We start from the raw sequence: 19907 nt of genomic DNA, 5'->3' as shown, positions 1-19907 counted from the left end.
CGATTTCAGTCAGTTAGTGCAAACATTGAACGAGCTGAAATGACGATATGAATTATCCTCGTATGCCAGCATTGGAGTATTGTTGCCTGATAATTTATCCGAAAATATCAGAGCATGTTTTTTGTTCATATGTTCATATGTTCAATATGTGCGGTACGGTAGGAAAGTAAGATAGTTTTTAGATAAAAAGTGACATTCAGCAGGACTTTTCAGCAAGAAATGATTATAACGAAACATCATTTCATTTTAGTTTGAAAAGGATGTCAGAGTGGACCGTAGTACTCTGCTTTTTACCCATAAAAAATTCGTTTTCCTCGCAGCCGCATTCTGTTGTCTGCTATGGGGGAGTGCCTATCCCGCCATAAAAACGGGTTATGTGCTGTTTAATATTGCAGCGGATGATATTCCTAGCAAAATTGTGTTTGCGGGTTATCGTTTTTTATTGGCTGGAATTGCGTTGCTGCTTTTTGCAGTTGTTAGTGGCAAGGCGATCGGGCGTCTAAGAAAGGGCCAGTTTAAGCAGATAGCTATTCTGGGGCTGACGCAAACCACCTTACAATATGCCTTTTTCTATATTGGCCTTGCTTATACCTCCGGTGTAAAAGGCTCGATCATGAATGCTACCGGGACATTTTTTAGTGTGCTGCTAGCTCATTACCTTTATAAAAATGACCGTTTAACATCAAACAAAGTGATTGGTTGCATATTAGGTTTTGCTGGCGTCATGGCAGTGAATTTCAGTTCCGGCCTGATGAATTTTACTTTTTCGCTGTCAGGGGAGGGATCGGTTGTATTAGCAGCGTTTATTTTATCGGCTGCCAGTATTTATGGTAAGCGTATTTCACAAACGATGGACACCACCGTGATGACAGGTTACCAGCTTGCCATTGGCGGTTTTATTTTGACGGTCGGAGGGTATCTATTTGGTGGCAACTTGTCTGAGTTTGGCTGGCGCGCACTGCTATTACTCGGTTATCTGGTGCTGTTGTCGTCGGTTGCTTTTGCTCTGTGGAGTGTATTACTTAAATATAACCGCGTGGGCATGGTCGCACCGTTTAACTTTTTAATTCCTGTTTCCGGTGCCATCCTTTCGGCTATTTTCCTGAATGAAAGCATTTTAGAATGGAAATATGCCGCTGCGCTGATACTGGTTTGTATCGGGATCGTGTTGGTTAACCGAATTAAACCGGATAAGGCGTAGAGATAACGCCACTGAATATAACCACAGCGACGTTAGGCTTTATCGGTAACGATTTTCACCCCAACCCGGCTGACCCTTTCGGACTCCATTTCGGCAATGGTCCAGGTCAGGCCATCCCATTCGATCTGGTCACCGATCACCGGTTCGCCGCCAAACAGATATAGGACAAACTGACCCAGCGTTTGTTGCTTATCGATGCCCGCTTCCAGATTAAGACCATAAATCTGTGAAATATCCTGAAGTTTTGCATCAGCATCAAGAATGAAATCACCAAAGAAGCGTTCATCCAACTGAATATTTGGCGACTGACTAAACAGTTTCCCCAATGCAGGCAGGTCGTGTTCCTGGCCGATAACACACAAGATATCGCCTTCTTTGAGGCGGGTGCTGCCAGTGGGATGCAGTAAATCTTTACCACGGAACAGCGCTGCAATGCGCGTCCCTTCCGGCATTTTTAAATCACGGAGAGCGGCACCGATACACCATTTTTCGCAGCTTAGTTGGTAAATAAATTGCTCCCATTGGTTATTCATATCAATGTCTAAACCAATACGTGAAACCGGTGCCAACGCTGGCGGTACCACCAGTTTTGTTTTACGTGCGGCAAATGACAGGCTGGTGCCTTGCAACAGCAGTGAAACCAACACGACAAAAAAGGCGACATTGAAGAATAGATGTGAATTAGGTATTCCAGCCATCATTGGGAATACCGCCAGAATAACCGGCACCGCACCACGTAAACCAACCCATGAGATAAAAATACGTTCACGCAGGTTGAAGCTTGGGAATGGCAGTAAGCCGATAAATACCGACAGTGGCCGGGCAAATAGAATCATCCACAGTGAGAGAATCAGTGCTGGAATAGCGATCGGCAATAGCTCACTTGGGTTAAGCAATAACCCCAAGACCAAGAACATACCAATCTGACTAAGCCATGCCAGCCCATCGAAAGTCTGCAATATACCGGATCGGTTACGGATAGGGCGGTTACCGAGTAACAGCCCGCAGAGATAAACGGCCAGAATGCCACTGCCGTTCATGGCCGTTGCCAGTGAGAAAACCAGAATCCCGCCACTCACGGCCAGCAAGGGATATAAGCCGTTTGCCAGTTCTATCCGATTGATTAATAGAATAAGTAAACCACCACCCGCCAGGCCGATGATAATCCCCAGGCCAAATTGCTGTATAAGATGCACCAGGAACATCCAGCTCAGGCTGCTCTCCCCGGCTGAAATCATGGCAATCAGGGTGACGGTCAAAAAAACTGCCATTGGATCGTTACTGCCTGATTCTATCTCCAGTGTGGCGCTCACCCGCTCGTTAAGTCCCTTGCCGCCTAATAAGGAGAACACGGCTGCGGCATCAGTTGAACCAATGATTGCACCAATCAACAAGCCCTGAATGATATCTAAATCGAATAACCACGCGGCAGCCAGGCCGGTCAGACCAGCGGTAATCGCCACGCCGACGGTGGCCAAAGAGAGTGCAGGCCATAAGGCAACACGGAAGGAGGAAGCTCTGGTGCGCATACCGCCATCAAGCAGGATAACGGCTAACGCCAGATTACTGACCAGATACGCCGCCGGGTAGTTATCAAAAGCAATTCCGCCGATCCCGTCGCCACCCGCCAACATGCCTATGGCCAGAAAGATAACCAGAATCGGAATGCCTAACCGGGATGAAAGCGAACTCAGTAAAATACTGGCTCCCACCAGCACCGCGCCGATCAAAAAGAGGCTATTAATAGTGATGGCGTCCACGGCGGGCGATCTCCTGACAATAAATGATGACGAAGGAATCCCCTTCGTACTCGAAGCCGCAGGGGGGTAGCTACGCATACTTACCAGAGTAAGTTAATTGGGATTAATAAGCCTCAGTGAGGTTCACTTTGGGGCTGGCATCAATGCTGTTCAAACCGGTCGCTGAGCGTCATTCGCTTGCTGCCTACCTGTAAACTCACATTACTTTGGCTGTGTAGCTAAATTATTATACACGGATTTCGCGCGCCTGATGCGAATATATGACCTAATTCAATGTGTTAAATCAGTATATTTAACTGTCGTTGGGAAACATCGTGTGGATCGTCGCGGGATAGGTGATAGGTCGCTCACCTTTAATTGCCCGCCGGGGAATCAAGGGTGAGCGTTGGCAAGTGATGCTAATCGCGCTTAAGGGTTGCCAAGATCCTTTTTAAGGCTTCGGTGGTCAGCGTTTTTTCCGGTTCAGATAGATTCTCGATGGAAAATTGTGTGAGTTCATTCACTAACACACTACGATCTTTGCCACTGATGGCACTGTCCAGTGCTCCGCTTAGGCGGCTTACCAAGGCTAACAGAGCAGGGAACTCTGTATTTTGTACGGTGTCGGTGGTGGGTGTTTTCTCGGTAGCTTCTTGTTTTTTCATCACAATTCCTCTTTGTAATCACTGTAAGCGAAACCAATCCTGATGATGAATCAACAGGATAGTTGCCCTGAAAGTAGGGTGCACAGTGAGGCATTAGCCATCCTGCCATCTACATGATGGTTTCACAGTGTAGCCGTTTTATCACACCAGCGGTACGCCGGGATTATCATCGATTGGCAATAATATTATTAGTTTGATATTTAATTGTATTGCGTTGTTTACTATTGTGGCTTCCCTGAAAACAAGAATTTTAACAGCGGAATGCGGCGATGAATTTCGTACAGTAGAAACGATAGCAGGCAAACAAACAGCATCCCGAGCAGGAAACCAAGGCCGTTGTTATTAATTTGTGGCGTAATAAATGCACCATAGATCAACGTTAGCGGATGGTGTACTAAATAGATAAACAGTGATGCATTGACCAGGTATGTGATGCGCGGGGAGGGATAATTTAGCAGCCGATGCCCCAGAGAATAGACCACGTTAGTCATGGTAACGCCCATCATAGCCTTAATGATAAGGTCCAACTCAAAAACAAAGAAGTCGGTAGTATTAGTATGTTGGTTAACGTAATAGGCACAAAATAGGGCTAACGAGGCCAGCAATGCACCAGGAGAAAAAGTGAGAAATACCTGCTTAAGCGGCGGATAGATAAAGCTATAAGCGCCAAGTAGGAAGAAAGGTAGATAAAAGAGCGTTTCCATAACAAAGAAATTGAACACACTATTAAAGAGTATTTCTGGGTTAAGGAGATATATTACTCGACGAATAACAGAATAAACTAGCGCGAATAAAAATAAGAACAGTGAGACTTTTCCTATATTATTCATTTCCTTTACCAATCTTGGAATCACATGTTGGTTATTCTTTATTTTTTTAAACAGATGAAAACAGGCTATGGTCAGTAACGCGAGTGTTAACAGAAACCATAAGTGTGAAACGCCTTCCCAAATAGCAATGTTTATTTTTTGATAAATTGTAAATGAATTCCAATCCTGCAATTTGTTAGTGTAACTCTTGAGAAGAAAAAACTGCGGCAAAGTAATAAGTGGAATCGCGGTCAGTAATGGAATAACCACACGTTCCAAACGGACTTGAAGCCAGCGGTGGCACTCATAGCGCTGGTAAAGCATGAACGAAAAATAACCGGAAATAACAAAAAAGACCTGCATCCGAAAGGCATGAATGAAATCATTTACTACAGTAAATATCTGCGAAGGGTGGTTACTGTTTACCGCCCAATGATTGCTGGAGTATATAAGAGAAAGATGAAAAGGAATGCCGAGCAACATCAAATAGGCACGGATGGCGTCTAAAAAGTACTCGCGTTGGTTAGTGTTTTTTTTCATACTTATTCGCTAGTTGTTATCATTATTAGAATAATGTCCCGGTGCTACCCACGGAGTTGTTTTTATAGTAAATGCTATTTGCTAAAGATATTCGTTATTCATTGGATCATGACGGCGAGAAACCTTACTATAAGGGTTAATAAGTTTCCATAGCGTATTTTAGCCGGGCAAGCTAGGCTTGTGACTTAGCCACGGCTTTAACCAGTAATTTGGCTGTTATGATTTAAGCACCCGAATAGGGGGAGATGTGCGAGTTAATATTTTGTCAAACGTTAATAGAATGTCAACAGGGTCACGCGCTAACAGCGTCAGGTGGCTGGGTGTTACTCTCTTGCTATCATTGTTTACTTCTCAGGCACTGGCTTTCTCGTTGGATGATGTGGCTAAACAAGCGCAGGCATTGGCGGGTAAAGGCTTTGAGGCACCGAAAAGTAACCTTCCTTCGCAATTTCGCGATATGAAATTTGCCGATTACCAACAGATACAGTTTAACCATGACAAGTCGTATTGGACTAAACTGGATACGCCATTCAAGTTAGAGTTTTATCATCAGGGCATGTACTTTGACACTCCGGTGCAGATAAATGAAGTCACGGCCACCAGTGTTAAGCCTATCAATTATAGCCCAGACTACTTCAACTTTGGCTCGGTTAAACATGATGCGGAATCGGTGAAAAACTTGGGTTTTGCTGGTTTTAAAGTGCTTTACCCTATTAATAAAGCGGATAAAAAAGACGAAATTGTCAGTATGCTCGGTGCCAGCTATTTTCGCGTGATTGGTAAAGGCCAGGTTTATGGCCTTTCTGCTCGTGGGTTGGCGATTGATACTGCTTTGGCGTCTGGCGAGGAGTTCCCACGTTTTCGTGAGTTCTGGATTGAACGGCCAAAACCGAATGATAAACATTTAGTTATCTATGCATTGCTGGATTCCCCGCGTGCCACTGGCGCTTATAAGTTCGTTATCTATCCGGGGCGTGATACCACAATTGATGTGCAGGCCAAAGTATTCCTGCGCGACAAAGTCGAGAAGCTGGGCATTGCACCGTTAACCAGTATGTTCCTGTTTGGCCCGAGCCAGCCGTCTGAGGTGTTAAACTACCGTCCGGCGTTGCATGATTCCAATGGGCTTTCTATTCATGCTGGCAATGGTGAGTGGATCTGGCGACCGCTGAATAACCCAAAACACCTGTCGGTCAGCACCTATACCATCGAGAATCCGAAAGGTTTTGGTTTGCTGCAACGGGGCCGTGAGTTCTCGCAATATGAGGATTTGGATGATCGCTATGACCTGCGCCCAAGCGCTTGGGTTGAACCGCGCGGTGATTGGGGGAAAGGCAAAGTTGAGCTGGTAGAGATCCCCACCGCAGATGAAACTAACGATAATATCGTGGCGTTCTGGACACCGGATGTACTGCCTGATGCGAAAAAATCACTCGATCTGAATTACCGACTGCATTTTACTCGCGATGAGGACAAATTACATTCAGCCGATGTGGCCTACGTTAAACAGACATTACGTTCAACCGGTGATGTTAAACAGTCGAATCTGATTCGCCAGCCAGATGGCAGTGTCGCGTTCCTGGTTGATTTTGTCGGGCCGGTGCTGAAATCTCTTGATGAAAATGCACCATTGGCTTCACAGGTCAGTATTGACGGCAACGGTGAGTTGATCGAAAACAGTGTGCGTTACAATCCGGTGACCAAAGGCTGGCGCTTAACCCTGCGGTTAAAAGTCAAAGATGAGAAGAAACCGATAGAGATGCGCGCTGCGCTGGTTAACGGTGATAAAACCCTGACTGAAACCTGGAGCTATCAGCTACCTGCCAATGAATAAGTCAACTCAATCACCTGTTCTGGATTATATCGCGAACTTGCCCCTGACTGTGCAGCAGCAAGGGGCGTTACAGGATGCCTTACCTGAAGATGTGTTACTCGATAGCACACCTGATGCTATGCCGCGTTTGCATCAGCAATTGGCGCAAAGCGTATCTGATGGGGCAACGGCAACTGAAAAAGACAGCGCACTGTCTTCGGTCAGGGCTCGCGTGCAAGCGGCCTGGCCGGATGCACTGGCGGGCGGCAAATTGCTCACGCAGGATGATGAAGGGCGCGCGGTTATTCATGCTACGCCACCGATTAAACGCACCTGTATGGCACCGCAACCCTGGCGCACCAATCCGGTGGGGCGTTTTTGGGATTCAATGCTGGGTCGCAATCCTGTCTCACGGGCGCAGACTCATGAGCAGGCGCTGGCCGAGAAAAAGTGGCGCAGCGTGGGTTCATTGCGCCGTTATATATTGCTGATACTGATTGTGTTGCAAACCACAATTGCCACCAGCTATATGAAAACCATCCTGCCTTATCAGGGCTGGGCATTAATCGATCCTTTCGAGATTTGGCAGCAGAACTGGCAGGTATCGGTAATACAACTGCTGCCTTATCTATTGCAAACTGGCATCCTTATCCTGTTTGCTGTGCTGTTTTGCTGGGTTTCTGCCGGTTTTTGGACCGCGCTGATGGGGTTCCTGCAATTACTGATTGGTAAAGATAAATACAGCATTTCATCCACGGTTAAAGGTGACGAAGCACTCAATCCGGCTCATCGGACGGCACTGATTATGCCGATCTGCAATGAAGATGTAGAGCGGGTCTTCGCCGGTCTGCGCGCAACTTATGAATCCGTCGCTGCAACCGGTCAGCTTGAGCACTTTGACATCTATGTATTGAGCGACAGCTATGACCCTGATATCTGCGTGGCAGAGCAGAAAGCCTGGCTGGAGCTGTGCCGTGATGTCGATGGTCATGGTCGTATCTTCTATCGCCGCCGCCGCCGTCGGGTTAAACGCAAAAGTGGCAATATCGATGATTTTTGCCGTCGTTGGGGCAGCCAGTACAGCTATATGGTAATTCTGGATGCCGACAGCGTGATGAGTGGCGGCTGCCTGACGGGTTTGGTGCGGTTGATGGAGGCCAATCCGAATGCTGGGATAATCCAATCAGCACCGAAAGCATCCGGCATGGATACTCTGTATGCCCGCATTCAGCAGTTTGCCACCCGAGTCTATGGCCCGTTATTTACCGCTGGTTTGCATTATTGGCAGTTGGGTGAGTCCCATTATTGGGGGCATAACGCCATTATCCGCGTGAAGCCCTTTATCGAGCACTGCGCGCTGGCACCTTTGCCGGGGGAAGGTTCGTTCGCTGGTGCTATTTTGTCGCATGACTTTGTTGAAGCGGCATTGATGCGCCGTGCCGGTTGGGGGGTGTGGATTGCTTATGATCTGCCGGGCAGTTATGAAGAGTTGCCGCCTAACTTACTTGATGAGTTAAAACGCGATCGCCGCTGGTGTCACGGCAACCTGATGAACTTCAGACTGTTTTTGGTTAAAGGGATGCATCCGGTTCATCGGGCGGTGTTCCTCACTGGCGTGATGTCCTATTTGTCTGCGCCGTTGTGGTTTATGTTTTTAGTGTTGTGTACCGCATTACAGGCGGTTCATACCCTGATGGAACCGCAATACTTCCTGCAACCGCGACAACTGTTCCCGGTATGGCCACAGTGGCGGCCAGAGCTGGCGATTGGCCTGTTCTCTACCACATTGGTATTGCTGTTCTTGCCTAAGTTGCTCAGTATCATTTTGATCTGGGCGAAAGGTTCGAAACAGTACGGTGGGGCGTTGCGATTGCTACTGTCTATGCTGTCAGAAATGCTATTTTCAGTGTTGCTGGCACCGGTGCGGATGCTATTCCATACAGTATTTGTGGTCAGCGCTTTCCTCGGTTGGTCAGTGCAGTGGAATTCTCCACAGCGTGATGATGATGCAACGCCGTGGAGTGAAGCGTTGGTACGCCACGGCCCGCAACTGCTGCTCGGCCTGGTGTGGGCGGGTGGGGTCGCATGGCTGGATCTACGCTTCCTGTGGTGGTTATCACCGATTGTCTTCTCGCTTATCCTGTCTCCGGTGGTGTCAGTTCTGTCTAGCCGCCGCACGTTGGGGTTGGCCAGTAAACGGGCTAAATTGTTCCTGATCCCGGAAGAGTATGATCCGCCAAGGGAATTACTCGCCACAGAAGAGTATTTACAGCTCAACCATCAGCGAGCACTGAGTCATGGCTTCCTACATGCGGTGATGAATCCATCGTATAATGCATTGGTCAGCGCGATGGCAACGGCCCGTCACCATAACCGTGCCATTATCGAACAGGCTCGCGAACAGCGTGTGGCTGAGGCTCTGGACGCCGGGCCTGAAAAACTGGCTAAATTGCAGCGTCTAACGCTCCTCAGTGATCCGGTGTTGATCTCGCGCTTGCATCAGCAAGTTTGGCAGCAGCCGGAGCAGTATCGGGTCTGGAACGGATATTACCGCCAATTGGCGCATAATATGAAGGCGTTCCCTGGCGCAAAATAGCAGTAATACTGCGTAAAAAACGGGCATACAATAGTGTATTGCCCGTTTTTTTGTTTATAAACCTAGACTGTTTGTGATCGATAAGAGTTGATTGCGTGAACCTTACTTTTAAATTGATTATCCCCCTTGGTATCCTGGCTCGTATCATCCTGTTGACTGCGGTCATCATCCTGTTGTCAGGTTGTGGCAGCATTATCAGCCGCACTGTGCCAGGGCAGGGGCATGGACATCAATATTATCCTGGCGTTCAGTGGGATATGCGCGAGGGTGCATGGAAATACATCACCGTAATTGACGTTCCTCTGTCAATGATTGTCGATACCTTTATGCTGCCTATTGATGCCAGCCACGGCCCTTATGAATAAGCTCAGGAAGCCACTGTTATGTCTACGGAGCCAGATATCACGCCGGTATCGCCACAACATTCGGTGATGCGGATTGCGAGACCCACTGATAATCTTACATTAATAACCAATATGTATTGCCACGGCTTAGGATTTACGCTGTTAGGTAACTTTGTTGATCATCAGGGATTCGATGGTGCCATTATTGGGCATCCACACCATGCTTATCATCTGGAGTTTACCCATCATCGCGGTACTCAAGTCGGGCGGGCACCGACACTGGATAATTTATTGGTATTTTATCTGCCTGATGAATCTCATTGGGTGAGTCAATGCCAGAAAATGCGGGTGGCAGGTTTCGAGTTAGTGGCTTCGTATAATCCCTATTGGGATGTGAGTGGTAAAACCTTTGAAGATGCAGATGGTTATCGTGTGGTATTGCAGCAACGATCATGGGATTTATAAGATTCAGACCAATAAATAGCTGAACCAAGGGGAGACACGTTGTTCGGGTCGTCGCGATGTGCGCCAGTTGAACGCGATTTTTCTGTAATTTATTGATTATAAATGAATTGCCATCCATTTTTTATATTATAAAGCCCGCCGCAGGAGCGGGCTTTATAACAGATAAATATAGAGCAACGACTTATGACGCGGTTTGCGTGCCTTGCGTATTTTGCATTAAGCGACGAATTGGCACGATTAGCAAGATAAGGATGGCAGCACAAATCACCAGCGCAATAGAGCAACGGGCGAACAGCGTTGGCAGCATATCAAGTTGATCGGCTTTAACATGCCCCCCAATCAGGCCCGCCGCCAAATTACCCAGCGAACTGGCGCAGAACCACAGCCCCATCACCTGACCACGCATCCTATCTGGAGCCAGTAAAGTCATGGTTGCCAGCCCGATAGGGCTAAGGCACAGTTCCCCCAGCGTTAATAACAGGATACTCATCACCAGCCACAAGGGGGAAACACCCGCACCACCGCTGCTGAGGACATGTTGTGCGGCGTACATCATCACGGCAAAACCTGCCGCAGCACATAAAATACCAATGACGAACTTAGTGATGCTGCTTGGCTGAATTTTCTTCTTCGCCAATGCCGGCCAGGCCCAGCTAAATACCGGTGCCAACAGGATGATAAACAGGGCGTTAATTGATTGGAACCATACGGTTGGGATCTCAAAGCCCATAAACATACGGTTGGTATAGTCGTTAGCGAACAGGTTAAATGAGGTTGGTTTTTGTTCAAAGGCTGACCAGAAGAATGCGGCAGAAACCAGCAGGATAAAGCACACTAACAAGCGGGCGCGATCTTTACGGCTCATTTTGGCGAAAGCGAACAGATAGACAAAATAGAGTGTGACCGATGCCGCGATAAGATAGACCAACAAACTGGCAATCAGCACAGGGTTAATTGGGATAACGCCTTGTGATATCAGTGTAATCACACCGGCTACCAGCACCATCAGCGCGGCAACCCACTTGCCAACCCCCTGACGCTGATTGGTCGGTTTATTCCAGCTTGAATCCAGCCCGACTTCTGCGTCGTAGCGTTTCATGGCTGGAATGGCAAAACCACGGAAGATAAGCAGTGCGACCAACATACCAATCCCACCGATACCAAAGCCCCAGTGCCAGCCATGAGAACGTAGCAACCAACCAGAAAGCAGTGGCGCAATAAACGAACCCATATTGATACCCATATAGAACAGTGAGAACCCACCGTCACGGCGGGCATCGCCTGGCTTATACAGCGTACCGACCATGACCGAGATGCAAGTCTTGAACAGACCTGTTCCGAGCACGATAAATACCAAACCGATAAAGAACAGGTCATTACCGAAGAAAGCGGATAGCGCAATCGACAAATGGCCTAATGCAATCAGGATGGAGCCGTACCAGACCGCTCGTTGTTGCCCAAGCCAGTTATCCGCCAACCAGCCGCCGGGTAACGCGGCCAGATACATACTCCCGGCAAAGATACCCACGATAGCTGAGGCTTGCTCGCGTGGCAGCCCCATACCGCCGTCAAAGACCGTTGCCGCCATAAACAGAATCAATAGTGGGCGGATACCGTAGAACGAAAAGCGTTCCCACATTTCGGAAAGAAACAGGCCGCTAAGCGGATAAGGATGGCCAAAGAATGTGCGGCCGCCTTGGGTGTTAACAGAGGTTTGCATAAAGTCTTCCCATAGAATCGCCATAAATTCAGGCGAATAAATCATCGTCGAGTGTGGGTTCTGCCCAGCACTGTGGTAAGCCTAAAGTGCTGAAGTCATCGTGCTATTTGCAGCCTTCATCCGGCTAAATCGCGGGTGTCAGTCAACATATGTAGCGCCCACTATTTTAGGTATATCAGGTTTAATACTCGGCACAGTACAATTTAACGCAATAATAACGTCATTTTTTCGTTTCTATCGGGGTTATATCGTATTTTAAGATGAAAAGTCGACATACATCGCAGTTTTTAGCTTTATATTTCCAACTTGGCAATCTTTAGAGCATAAAAAACGATCATGTGTTGGCGCGTTCATCGATTATTTTTAATCATATATATCAGTATGTTGTGTTTATTTTATATAATTTAAATGAATCAATTAGCTTAGGGGATAAACGTAGGATGCGAAAAATGCGCTAAACAGCATTTTGGGGTGATATAAGTGACTTAGCCGCTTTTTATAGCGCTCTTCTATTGCTGTTCAGCATCACAGCGTGCTTTTAACGGCTGACGTTGTAAGCACCTGTATGAGTATAGTGCATTAAAGAGTACAACTACCGCAGTGACACAAAATACGGCGCGAAAGCCATAACTGGCGGAAACTGCCGCCCCTAATAGTGGGCCACTGACGTTACCGATATCACGAAACGACTGGTTATAGCTAAAAATCCTGCCGGCAACTTGATTGGTGCAATTATAAATCAATAATGTTTGTACCGCAGGTAACAGCGCGCCGTCTGTAGCGCCCAATAAGAAGCGCAGAATACCGAGCTGCAATGGCGTTTGGACAAATGCCATTGGGATAAGAATCAGCACAGACAGGGCCAGCATAGCAATCAAAATTCGTTCAGGGCCAATTCTGTCACCCAGTTTGCCTAATCGTGGCGCGCTCATCAACGCAGCAACCCCCGGCACGGAGGCAATCATGCCGCTAACAAAGGCCAGATTTTGAATATCACCTGCCAGTTCACGCACATATAACGTCAAGATAGGGGCAATGGAGCCAGTCGCAATCTGGATAATCATGGTAGTAACAAACAGACTGAGAATTAATTTAGGTTTTTTCAGCGAGTTAAAGACCTGTCGGCCATTGAGCATATCCTTCTTCAGCACCGGAGCGAATTGTTCTCTGACATAAAACCAGGTCATGATAAAGCAAGCGAATAGCACGCTGCCGGTGATAAAGAACACCGGTCGTAAGCCATAACTGTCGGCTAACAGGCCACCAATCAGCGGCCCGATTAACGCACCACTCACCCCGCCGGTAGAGAGCGTACCCAATGCCCAGCCACTTTTATTGCGTGGTACTTGGGTAGCAATCAATGCATTGGCGTTAGGGATAAAGCCACCCAATAACCCCAGCAGCGCGCGCAACGCCAGAAATTGCCAGATATTTTGCGCCAACCCCATCAATATCATGACTATCCCCATCCCTAATGCAGAGCGTAGCAGCATGATTTTTCTGCCTTTGCGGTCAGCAAGACTGCCCCAGAAGGGCGCAGCGATGGCAGAGAACAGAAAGGTAATACTAAATACCAAGCCGGACCACATATTGAGCGACTGATGACCGCTCACCCCCAGCACTTCGACATACAGTGGCAGGAAAGGCATGATCAAACTAAATGCGGCACCGGTTAGAAAACAGCCAAGCCAGGCGACAAATAGGTTTCTTTTCCAGTTAATGGGGGCTGGGTTTGGCGTCATAAATTACCGAATAAGCAAGTTGACCGCTTTGCGTCACTTTATTCGTCAATAGGGGCGTTGAAAGGGCGGCAAAGCATAGGGGTATAAACAGTTAGCGTGGTAAGTATGAACCTATGGCAGGTTAACATCAACAATATGAATATTAGTTTTTATTAAAGTGGAAAGGTGGTTTGAACTGTAGGGATATAGTTATTCTTTTCAGCTATAAAGAGTATTGGTCGATTAAAATTCGATAAAGAACCACCCCGTTCAGTAAGGAGTGGTTCAGTATGACATCGCTCACTGGGTATCAATGATTAACGGTAAGCTTCATTCTTGGTAATGGAGTAACGGCCACTGCCCAGTAGCATAATGGCCAAACCACCGAGGATGTACAGGGCTTCATTCTCCAGACTCCAGGCACCGACTTGGGTCAGGGTAAAGAATTTAGCAGTACCAACCATTAGCACGGCCACCAGCAGATTAATTGCGTAGATAAAAGCCGCAGGGCGGGTGAATAAACCCAAAATGATCAGGATAGGGGTGACAATTTCGCCAATATAGACGCCATAAGCGACAAAGCCTGGCATACCTTGCGATTGCAAAGATTCAGCGATCCAACGGGTTCCGTGCTGAATTTTTGCAACACCGTGAAACAACATCAAAATACCGAATGTCAGGCGTAATAATAATTTTCCGCTGTCCGGATGATGAGTTAACCGCGTGAACCCGTTATTTAGGCTTGCCAACATGTGTCTGTCCTTATCAAGAAAAAGAAAAGTAACCGGATAATAACCAGGATTAATTACTGTCAGTATTGTCAGATAAACCCTACATAACTAGCGGATAAATCTGACGTACTGTGTCAATAAAACTGATGGAAACTAATCGTCATTATCATTTGCGATATTCTTTTTCTGAATAAGTCATATTAGTCATAGAGTGAAGGCGCACCCTCTGGTCGGGTTTTAAACCGCCGATGCAGCCACATATATTGATCTGTCGCGAGAGCTATCTCTTTTTCTATCACTTTATTCATGAAGGCGGCCGCTTCCACTTCATTATCCAGTGGGAAGTTTTCAACGGCTGGCTGCAAAATCAATTGATAGCCTTTGCCTGCGGGCAAGCGGCGGGGGGTAAATGGGATAATTGCCGGTTTACTGGTACGAACCAGCAAATAAGTCCCGGTGGTCGTAGCGGCTTGGTTGACGGCGAACAACGGCACAAATACGCTGCTACGTGGGCCGTAATCATGGTCCGGCGCATACCAGATGATTTCGCCCTGTTTCAGGCTGCGGATCATTCCTTTCAGGTCTTTACGGTCTAGCATAGCTTTATTGGAGCGCATCCGGCCCCACGTCTGCATCCAGTCCATCGCCTTATTATCATGGGGGCGATAGACGCCGATACCTGGGTTATAGATACCAAAAATACGTGCGCCCAACTCCAGCGTAAGAAAGTGTAAACCGATCAACAACACTCCTTTGCCTTCGTCACGCGCCTGTTGAATATGTTCCAGCCCGCTGACGCTGCACCAGCGCTCAATACGCCAATTCGGCCAGAACCACGCCATGCCGGTTTCAAATAGCCCCATTCCAACGGACTCAAAATTCTTAACGATCAGTTCATCGCGCTCGGCCTTAGGCATATCAGGGAAACATAATTCCAGATTCCGCTGAGTGATCTGCTTGCGTCGTTTGAGAAAATGCATCGAAAAACGGCCAAGGGTAGTGCCCATGACATAGATAACCGGGTAAGGGAGTAGCACCAGCAGGTAGAGGATACCGAGGCCGAACCAGGTCAGCCAATAACGTGGGTGCAGTAGTGAACGATCAAAAGAAGGAACTTGCATTATCTGTTCTCAGCGTCATTGTAATTCATTAGGACAGTTAACTATTTACTTATGGATGGCTCGCTTTATGAGCGACAACGTTATGGCTCACCCGTGAACACATTAATTTGTGTTGTCATCAGATGGATATCAGCCGGTTAATCTGTCGTTTTAAGGTAGACTATTGTGGCATTTTTAACGGTTTACGGAAAAACGGACCGCACTAAAAAGCCTTTTTTAAGATTATATACCTATAATTCAGGCAAATTAGTCATAAGTTTGTATATTAATTATACCGTATTGTTCTTATAGTCTTATTGGATTTAAGTAGACAACCTGGCTCAGCCAAACTATTTACCGACAGCGTTGTCATCATTTTTGCCCGATGAACTTCTACGGTTCTGACTGAGGTACAGGCTTTATCAGCGATATCGCGATTGATAAATCCCTGCCTGGCCCGTTGCGCGATCATTTTCTCCCGTTCTGATTGCACCCGCATAAACTCAAAGAACCATGCCAGTTGCCACTGTTTATCGCATCAATGCCTTATATAAATGAAACCACCGCGCGGGCGCGGGCGGAAGACGATTAGGTAACGCTCAATCAATTTCTTACATAAAACGCTGGCGGCTGAAGAGGGATTTTTTATTTCTGAGTTATGATATTTGCAATTAATAGATTAAGACCATCAATACTTATCGGAGTGTGGGCGATGCGAGCTGCAAAACTCAGCGCAGGGTTATTGGCTGCCGGTGGCATAATGGGTTATTTGGGTGCAGGTTGGCAGAGCCGATCATGGCTGATTGCGGCTGGCGTTGTCTTATTGACTGGGGTTATCGTTGCTGCTTTTACTGAACTGGATTACCGCTAAAGATGTGCCGTGCGGCAGTTTCAGGTATTATGTGCGCCGCGCGGTGTCTGCGTGCCAAAACATCAGTTCTATTGCGCGATGATTTATGGTGGTTATTCCACAGGGGAATTACATAACCCATTGAGCAATAATTAAATATTATATCAGTAACCTCTTCGAAGACAGGAAAGTACACCATGCCAGTGTTACATAACCGAATTTCTAATGAGGAACTTAAAGCGCGCATGTTGGCTGAAACCGAACCGCGCACCACAGTTTCTTTTTATAAATACTTCACTCTGGAAGATGCCAAAACCTTCCGCGATAGCCTCTATAGTCAATTCGTTAAACTCGGTGTATTTGGCCGGGTTTATGTAGCAAAAGAGGGTATCAACGCGCAAATCAGCGTGCCTGCCAATCGTTACGATGAGTTCAAGACCGCGCTGTTTGCCGCGCATCCGGCGCTGGCAATGATACGCTTGAATGTGGCTCACGAAGACGACGGTAAGTCATTTTGGGTACTGCGCATGAAGGTGCGTGAGCGCATTGTCGCAGATGGTATCGATGATGATAGCTTTGATCCCGCGAATGTTGGGCACTATCTCAAAGCGGATCAGGTCAATCAGATGATTGACGACCCGGATACATTATTTGTTGATATGCGCAACCACTATGAATATGAAGTGGGCCATTTTGAAAACGCGATTGAAGTCCCTTCTGATACCTTCCGCGAGCAGCTACCAATGGCGGTGGACATGCTGCAACATGACAAAGAGAAGAATATCGTCATGTATTGCACCGGTGGTATTCGCTGTGAAAAAGCCAGCGCATACATGCTGCACAAGGGTTTTAAAAATGTTTATCACGTTGAAGGCGGCATTATTGAGTATGCCCGCAAAGCCAAAGAACAGGGTTTGCCACTGAAGTTTATCGGTAAAAACTTTGTTTTTGATGAGCGGATGGGCGAGCGCATCTCGGATGATGTGATTGCTCACTGCCATCAGTGTGGTACGCCATGTGATACACATACCAATTGCAAAAATGATGGGTGCCATTTGCTGTTTATCCAGTGTCCGTCTTGCGCAGCGAGCTTCGAAGGGTGCTGTAGCCAGATTTGTCAGGAAGAGCTGAAATTGCCCCAGGAAGAGCAGCGTTCCCGCCGGGCAGGGCGTGAGAATGGAGTTAAGATTTTTAATAAGTCTAAAGGGCTGCTGCAAACCACCATGCATATTCCTGTGCCAGAAAAGAAGTAACTGCGCCAAGTGAGGGGTATTACCCAAGACCGTCGGTGCCGCGTTAAGGATTCGGGTGAGTGATAGCCGCTAACACAGCTACGGCACCCTGTGATAAGGGCATATGGTTATTTAAATTAGGCTTTAGAAGACGTTATCGGCTATTTTATTCGATAGCGTCTTTTTTTATGCCGCCCGTGCGGTAGCGATTTCGATACAAGGATTAATAATGACAATACCTGGGGTAAGTAGCCAAGGGTTACGGTTAGTCACGATGCTGGCAATGCTGGTGGTTATCATGGCGGGGATAAAAGCCGCCTCGCCGATCGTGGTACCGTTCCTGCTGGCTATATTTCTGGCTATCGTACTGAACCCATTAGTAAAATTGCTAGAGCGGATCAAAATCCCCCGCACATTGGCTATTGTGTTATTGGTTACCATCATTATTTTGCTGATGGCGCTATTATTTAGCCGTTTAGGTACGTCCCTCAATGAATTCGCCCGTTCAGTACCGCAATATCGTGGCATGATGTTGGAAAAAATGCGCGAACTACAAGAGTTTGCTATGCGTTTTAATATCGAATTCTCGGTAGATGACCTTATGAAGCATGTTGATCCCAGCATGGCGATGAACTTTGTTACCCGATTAATTGGCCATCTTTCTGGCGCTATGGCTAATACGTTTTTGCTACTGATGACGGTAGTCTTTATGTTATTTGAAGTGGAGCGCCTGCCGTATAAAGTACAATTGATGTTTGATAATCCAGAAGAAGGGAATGCAATCCTCAAGCGCGCATTAAATGGCGTAACACATTATCTGGTGATCAAAACTGTGATCAGTATTGTGACGGGGATTGTTATCTGGCTTTTCCTGGCGGCAATGGGGGTTAGATTTGCCTTTTTGTGGGGGTTATTAGCGTTTGTACTGAATTATATTCCCAATATTGGTTCCGTGCTGGCGGCTGTTCCGCCGATTATTCAAGCGTTGCTATTTAATGGTTTTGCCGATGCTTTTGCGGTGACCGGGGGTTATGTGCTAATCAACCTGATTGGCGGCAATATTATTGATCCGCGCATGATGGGCCGTGGGCTGGGGCTTTCGACGCTAGTCGTATTCTTATCATTGATCTTCTGGGGCTGGCTATTGGGACCAATCGGGATGCTACTCTCAGTGCCTTTGACTATCATTGCTAAAATAGCTCTTGAGCTAACGCCAGCGGGCCATAAATTTGCAGTTTTACTGAGTGATGGGAAACCCGTAAAGAGCGATGAAGCAACGCTCGACTGATATGAGGTTTCTTCGCTATTGGCCACAGGCGAGTTACCTGCTGGCCCTGTTTAGCAAGGGGAGCTGTAGAACATGACTAAGAAAACGTTTGATAGAAAAAGAAATAAACATCTAACGCGAGTAAAATCATCAGTAAGCAGATATAGAACACCAGATGCTCACGCACATTATCAATAACTATCGAGAACAATTTATTTAACATGCTTACTGCTCGTGGCTAAAATTAGCACCCATTATAGGTAATTTAAATTTTGTAAACAATGAGCCAGCCTGATTAAATTTACGCGCTCATAAATTTGATAAAAATACTAAACTTGGTGTGTAATTAAATAAACTATAATTTATTATTTAATTAATTGAAGTAAGGAATGTAATCGAGTTTTTAATAAATCTGTATTTATTATATTAATTCGATCACAGTTCCAATATATAAATCACTTGGTGATAATATCTTCGGTTAGAAATTTCACGGTATCTTAATTAATTTTGGTATATTAATTTCAATAAAAATACTTGAAAACATTATAAATAAAACACAATTCCAAGCGGTTTCTAACTTTTATTTTTTCTGTGATATGTCGTTTATGAGAATAAACAGTGCTATCGCTGATATTCAGCTTTCTAGCGATCCGGTAATTAGGCATCTCTGTCATCCAGTAACACATCACTTTATGTTCTTGTGGGCTGAAAAGTGATGCCGGGCAGCAGGAATGCGATTTTTGTGTTTCATCGGATACGCAGGGTAACCCCTGTAACAGTTTAGGCAAGTGTCTTTTAGCTAAGATTGATACTGAGCCTGTTAACGGAATAGGAATTTCGCTAAAAGGATATGATGCATCCAGATAAATATAAACTCTAGCCTGACCGCAACTGTTTATGAATTGTGCTAATATTGGGCAATGCCCGCCAAATCGGCAATAATTTGTTAGATTGACAATTATTATGTCAGGAACAAAATTTTGAATCGCTAATGTTGCCTGCTCAACGGTTGGCACATCCATTAATGTTAAGCTGGACGAACTATTTAAATATGTATTTACCCCTGCACGGGTATAAAAGCATTCATCAATAATTAATATTTTCATGGGAATTA

Annotated in this window: 18 protein-coding genes; 8 read left to right on the top strand and 10 right to left on the bottom strand. The window is 46.4% G+C overall.

Annotation, left to right across the window (positions count from 1 at the left end):
• Positions 1-268: 268 nt before the first annotated feature.
• Complete coding sequence (locus AT01_RS04520; protein ID WP_042546246.1) at positions 269-1201, top strand: DMT family transporter; 933 nt, start codon at positions 269-271, stop codon at positions 1199-1201.
• Between the two features lie 32 nt (positions 1202-1233).
• Here AT01_RS04520 and AT01_RS04515 read toward each other — a convergent pair whose 3' ends face one another.
• The 3 genes from AT01_RS04515 to mdoC all read right to left on the bottom strand — a co-directional run bounded on the left by AT01_RS04515 (position 1234) and on the right by mdoC (position 4954).
• Complete coding sequence (locus tag AT01_RS04515; RefSeq protein ID WP_042546245.1) at positions 1234-2961, bottom strand: potassium/proton antiporter; 1728 nt, start codon at positions 2959-2961, stop codon at positions 1234-1236.
• A 398-nt stretch (positions 2962-3359) separates the two neighbouring features.
• Complete coding sequence (locus tag AT01_RS04510; protein WP_042546244.1) at positions 3360-3605, bottom strand: hypothetical protein; 246 nt, start codon at positions 3603-3605, stop codon at positions 3360-3362.
• A 221-nt stretch (positions 3606-3826) separates the two neighbouring features.
• Positions 3827-4954: a glucans biosynthesis protein MdoC gene (gene mdoC / locus AT01_RS04505; RefSeq protein WP_042546243.1), complete on the bottom strand. Its 1128-nt coding sequence runs from the start codon at positions 4952-4954 to the stop codon at positions 3827-3829.
• A gap of 280 nt (positions 4955-5234) precedes the next feature.
• Between mdoC and AT01_RS04500 the strand changes: the two genes are divergently transcribed.
• The 4 genes from AT01_RS04500 (at position 5235) to AT01_RS04485 (ending at position 10172) form a co-directional block, all read left to right on the top strand.
• On the top strand, positions 5235-6788 hold the full coding sequence (locus AT01_RS04500; RefSeq protein WP_042546242.1) for a glucan biosynthesis protein G: 1554 nt from the start codon (positions 5235-5237) through the stop codon (positions 6786-6788).
• Positions 6781-9363 (top strand): glucans biosynthesis glucosyltransferase MdoH, encoded by a 2583-nt coding sequence (gene mdoH / locus AT01_RS04495; RefSeq protein ID WP_042546241.1) that lies wholly within the window; start codon positions 6781-6783, stop codon positions 9361-9363. The genes AT01_RS04500 and mdoH overlap by 8 nt, the downstream gene beginning before the upstream one ends.
• 119 nt (positions 9364-9482) lie before the next feature.
• Entirely contained in the window at positions 9483-9728 is a 246-nt protein-coding gene (locus tag AT01_RS04490) for a YceK/YidQ family lipoprotein (protein WP_391592604.1), read from the top strand.
• Positions 9729-9746: 18 nt separating this feature from the next.
• Positions 9747-10172, top strand: coding sequence for a VOC family protein (locus AT01_RS04485; RefSeq protein WP_042546240.1), 426 nt, complete (start codon positions 9747-9749; stop codon positions 10170-10172).
• 181 nt (positions 10173-10353) lie between these two features.
• On the opposite strand, the gene AT01_RS04480 is transcribed toward AT01_RS04485, so the two are convergent.
• From AT01_RS04480 to AT01_RS20560, 5 genes are all read right to left on the bottom strand, one after another.
• Positions 10354-11892, bottom strand: a complete 1539-nt coding sequence (locus AT01_RS04480) for a peptide MFS transporter (protein WP_042548493.1) — start codon at positions 11890-11892, stop codon at positions 10354-10356.
• A 509-nt stretch (positions 11893-12401) separates the two neighbouring features.
• Positions 12402-13634, bottom strand: coding sequence for a multidrug efflux MFS transporter MdtG (gene mdtG, locus AT01_RS04475; RefSeq protein WP_042546239.1), 1233 nt, complete (start codon positions 13632-13634; stop codon positions 12402-12404).
• 296 nt (positions 13635-13930) lie between these two features.
• Entirely contained in the window at positions 13931-14365 is a 435-nt protein-coding gene (locus AT01_RS04470; RefSeq protein ID WP_042546238.1) for a DoxX family protein, read from the bottom strand.
• Positions 14366-14544: 179 nt separating this feature from the next.
• The gene (locus AT01_RS04465; RefSeq protein ID WP_082039538.1) at positions 14545-15465 is read right to left on the bottom strand and encodes a Kdo(2)-lipid IV(A) acyltransferase; all 921 of its coding nucleotides are present in this window, start codon (positions 15463-15465) and stop codon (positions 14545-14547) included.
• Positions 15466-15730: 265 nt separating this feature from the next.
• On the bottom strand, positions 15731-15916 hold the full coding sequence (locus AT01_RS20560; protein WP_235427289.1) for a LuxR C-terminal-related transcriptional regulator: 186 nt from the start codon (positions 15914-15916) through the stop codon (positions 15731-15733).
• Positions 15917-16156: 240 nt separating this feature from the next.
• Between AT01_RS20560 and AT01_RS22025 the strand changes: the two genes are divergently transcribed.
• The 3 genes from AT01_RS22025 to AT01_RS04450 all read left to right on the top strand — a co-directional run bounded on the left by AT01_RS22025 (position 16157) and on the right by AT01_RS04450 (position 18814).
• Positions 16157-16315 (top strand): hypothetical protein, encoded by a 159-nt coding sequence (locus AT01_RS22025; RefSeq protein ID WP_042546236.1) that lies wholly within the window; start codon positions 16157-16159, stop codon positions 16313-16315.
• Between the two features lie 176 nt (positions 16316-16491).
• On the top strand, positions 16492-17547 hold the full coding sequence (gene trhO, locus AT01_RS04455; RefSeq protein ID WP_042546235.1) for an oxygen-dependent tRNA uridine(34) hydroxylase TrhO: 1056 nt from the start codon (positions 16492-16494) through the stop codon (positions 17545-17547).
• Positions 17548-17755: 208 nt separating this feature from the next.
• Positions 17756-18814 carry an AI-2E family transporter gene (locus AT01_RS04450; protein WP_042546234.1) on the top strand — a complete coding sequence of 353 codons (1059 nt, stop codon included), beginning with the start codon at positions 17756-17758 and terminating at the stop codon, positions 18812-18814.
• A gap of 76 nt (positions 18815-18890) precedes the next feature.
• On the opposite strand, the gene AT01_RS21570 is transcribed toward AT01_RS04450, so the two are convergent.
• Both AT01_RS21570 and AT01_RS04440 read right to left on the bottom strand, forming a co-directional pair.
• Entirely contained in the window at positions 18891-19016 is a 126-nt protein-coding gene (locus tag AT01_RS21570) for a DUF2770 family protein (RefSeq protein ID WP_004700153.1), read from the bottom strand.
• A 298-nt stretch (positions 19017-19314) separates the two neighbouring features.
• A complete protein-coding gene (locus AT01_RS04440; RefSeq protein WP_004700155.1) occupies positions 19315-19899 on the bottom strand; it encodes a response regulator transcription factor in 585 nt (194 codons plus the stop codon).
• Positions 19900-19907: the final 8 nt, after the last annotated feature.

The organism is Yersinia aldovae 670-83 (assembly GCF_000834395.1).
Lineage (GTDB): Bacteria > Pseudomonadota > Gammaproteobacteria > Enterobacterales > Enterobacteriaceae > Yersinia > Yersinia aldovae.
Note: the sequence above shows the minus strand (reverse complement) of the source record. Positions and strands in the feature narration are given on the sequence as shown.

What these genes read in the sequence shown, in the direction of transcription:
- AT01_RS04510 (WP_042546244.1), bottom strand. Translation starts at nt 3,605, where the DNA reads ATGAAAAAACAAGAAGCTACCGAGAAAACACCCACCACCGACACCGTA.
- mdoC (WP_042546243.1), bottom strand. Translation starts at nt 4,954, where the DNA reads ATGAAAAAAAACACTAACCAACGCGAGTACTTTTTAGACGCCATCCGT.
- AT01_RS04500 (WP_042546242.1), top strand. Translation starts at nt 5,235, where the DNA reads ATGTCAACAGGGTCACGCGCTAACAGCGTCAGGTGGCTGGGTGTTACT.
- mdoH (WP_042546241.1), top strand. Translation starts at nt 6,781, where the DNA reads ATGAATAAGTCAACTCAATCACCTGTTCTGGATTATATCGCGAACTTG.
- AT01_RS04485 (WP_042546240.1), top strand. Translation starts at nt 9,747, where the DNA reads ATGTCTACGGAGCCAGATATCACGCCGGTATCGCCACAACATTCGGTG.
- AT01_RS04480 (WP_042548493.1), bottom strand. Translation starts at nt 11,892, where the DNA reads ATGCAAACCTCTGTTAACACCCAAGGCGGCCGCACATTCTTTGGCCAT.
- mdtG (WP_042546239.1), bottom strand. Translation starts at nt 13,634, where the DNA reads ATGACGCCAAACCCAGCCCCCATTAACTGGAAAAGAAACCTATTTGTC.
- AT01_RS04470 (WP_042546238.1), bottom strand. Translation starts at nt 14,365, where the DNA reads ATGTTGGCAAGCCTAAATAACGGGTTCACGCGGTTAACTCATCATCCG.
- AT01_RS04465 (WP_082039538.1), bottom strand. Translation starts at nt 15,465, where the DNA reads ATGCAAGTTCCTTCTTTTGATCGTTCACTACTGCACCCACGTTATTGG.
- AT01_RS20560 (WP_235427289.1), bottom strand. Translation starts at nt 15,916, where the DNA reads ATGATCGCGCAACGGGCCAGGCAGGGATTTATCAATCGCGATATCGCT.
- AT01_RS22025 (WP_042546236.1), top strand. Translation starts at nt 16,157, where the DNA reads ATGCGAGCTGCAAAACTCAGCGCAGGGTTATTGGCTGCCGGTGGCATA.
- trhO (WP_042546235.1), top strand. Translation starts at nt 16,492, where the DNA reads ATGCCAGTGTTACATAACCGAATTTCTAATGAGGAACTTAAAGCGCGC.
- AT01_RS04450 (WP_042546234.1), top strand. Translation starts at nt 17,756, where the DNA reads ATGACAATACCTGGGGTAAGTAGCCAAGGGTTACGGTTAGTCACGATG.
- AT01_RS21570 (WP_004700153.1), bottom strand. Translation starts at nt 19,016, where the DNA reads ATGTTAAATAAATTGTTCTCGATAGTTATTGATAATGTGCGTGAGCAT.
- AT01_RS04440 (WP_004700155.1), bottom strand. Translation starts at nt 19,899, where the DNA reads ATGAAAATATTAATTATTGATGAATGCTTTTATACCCGTGCAGGGGTA.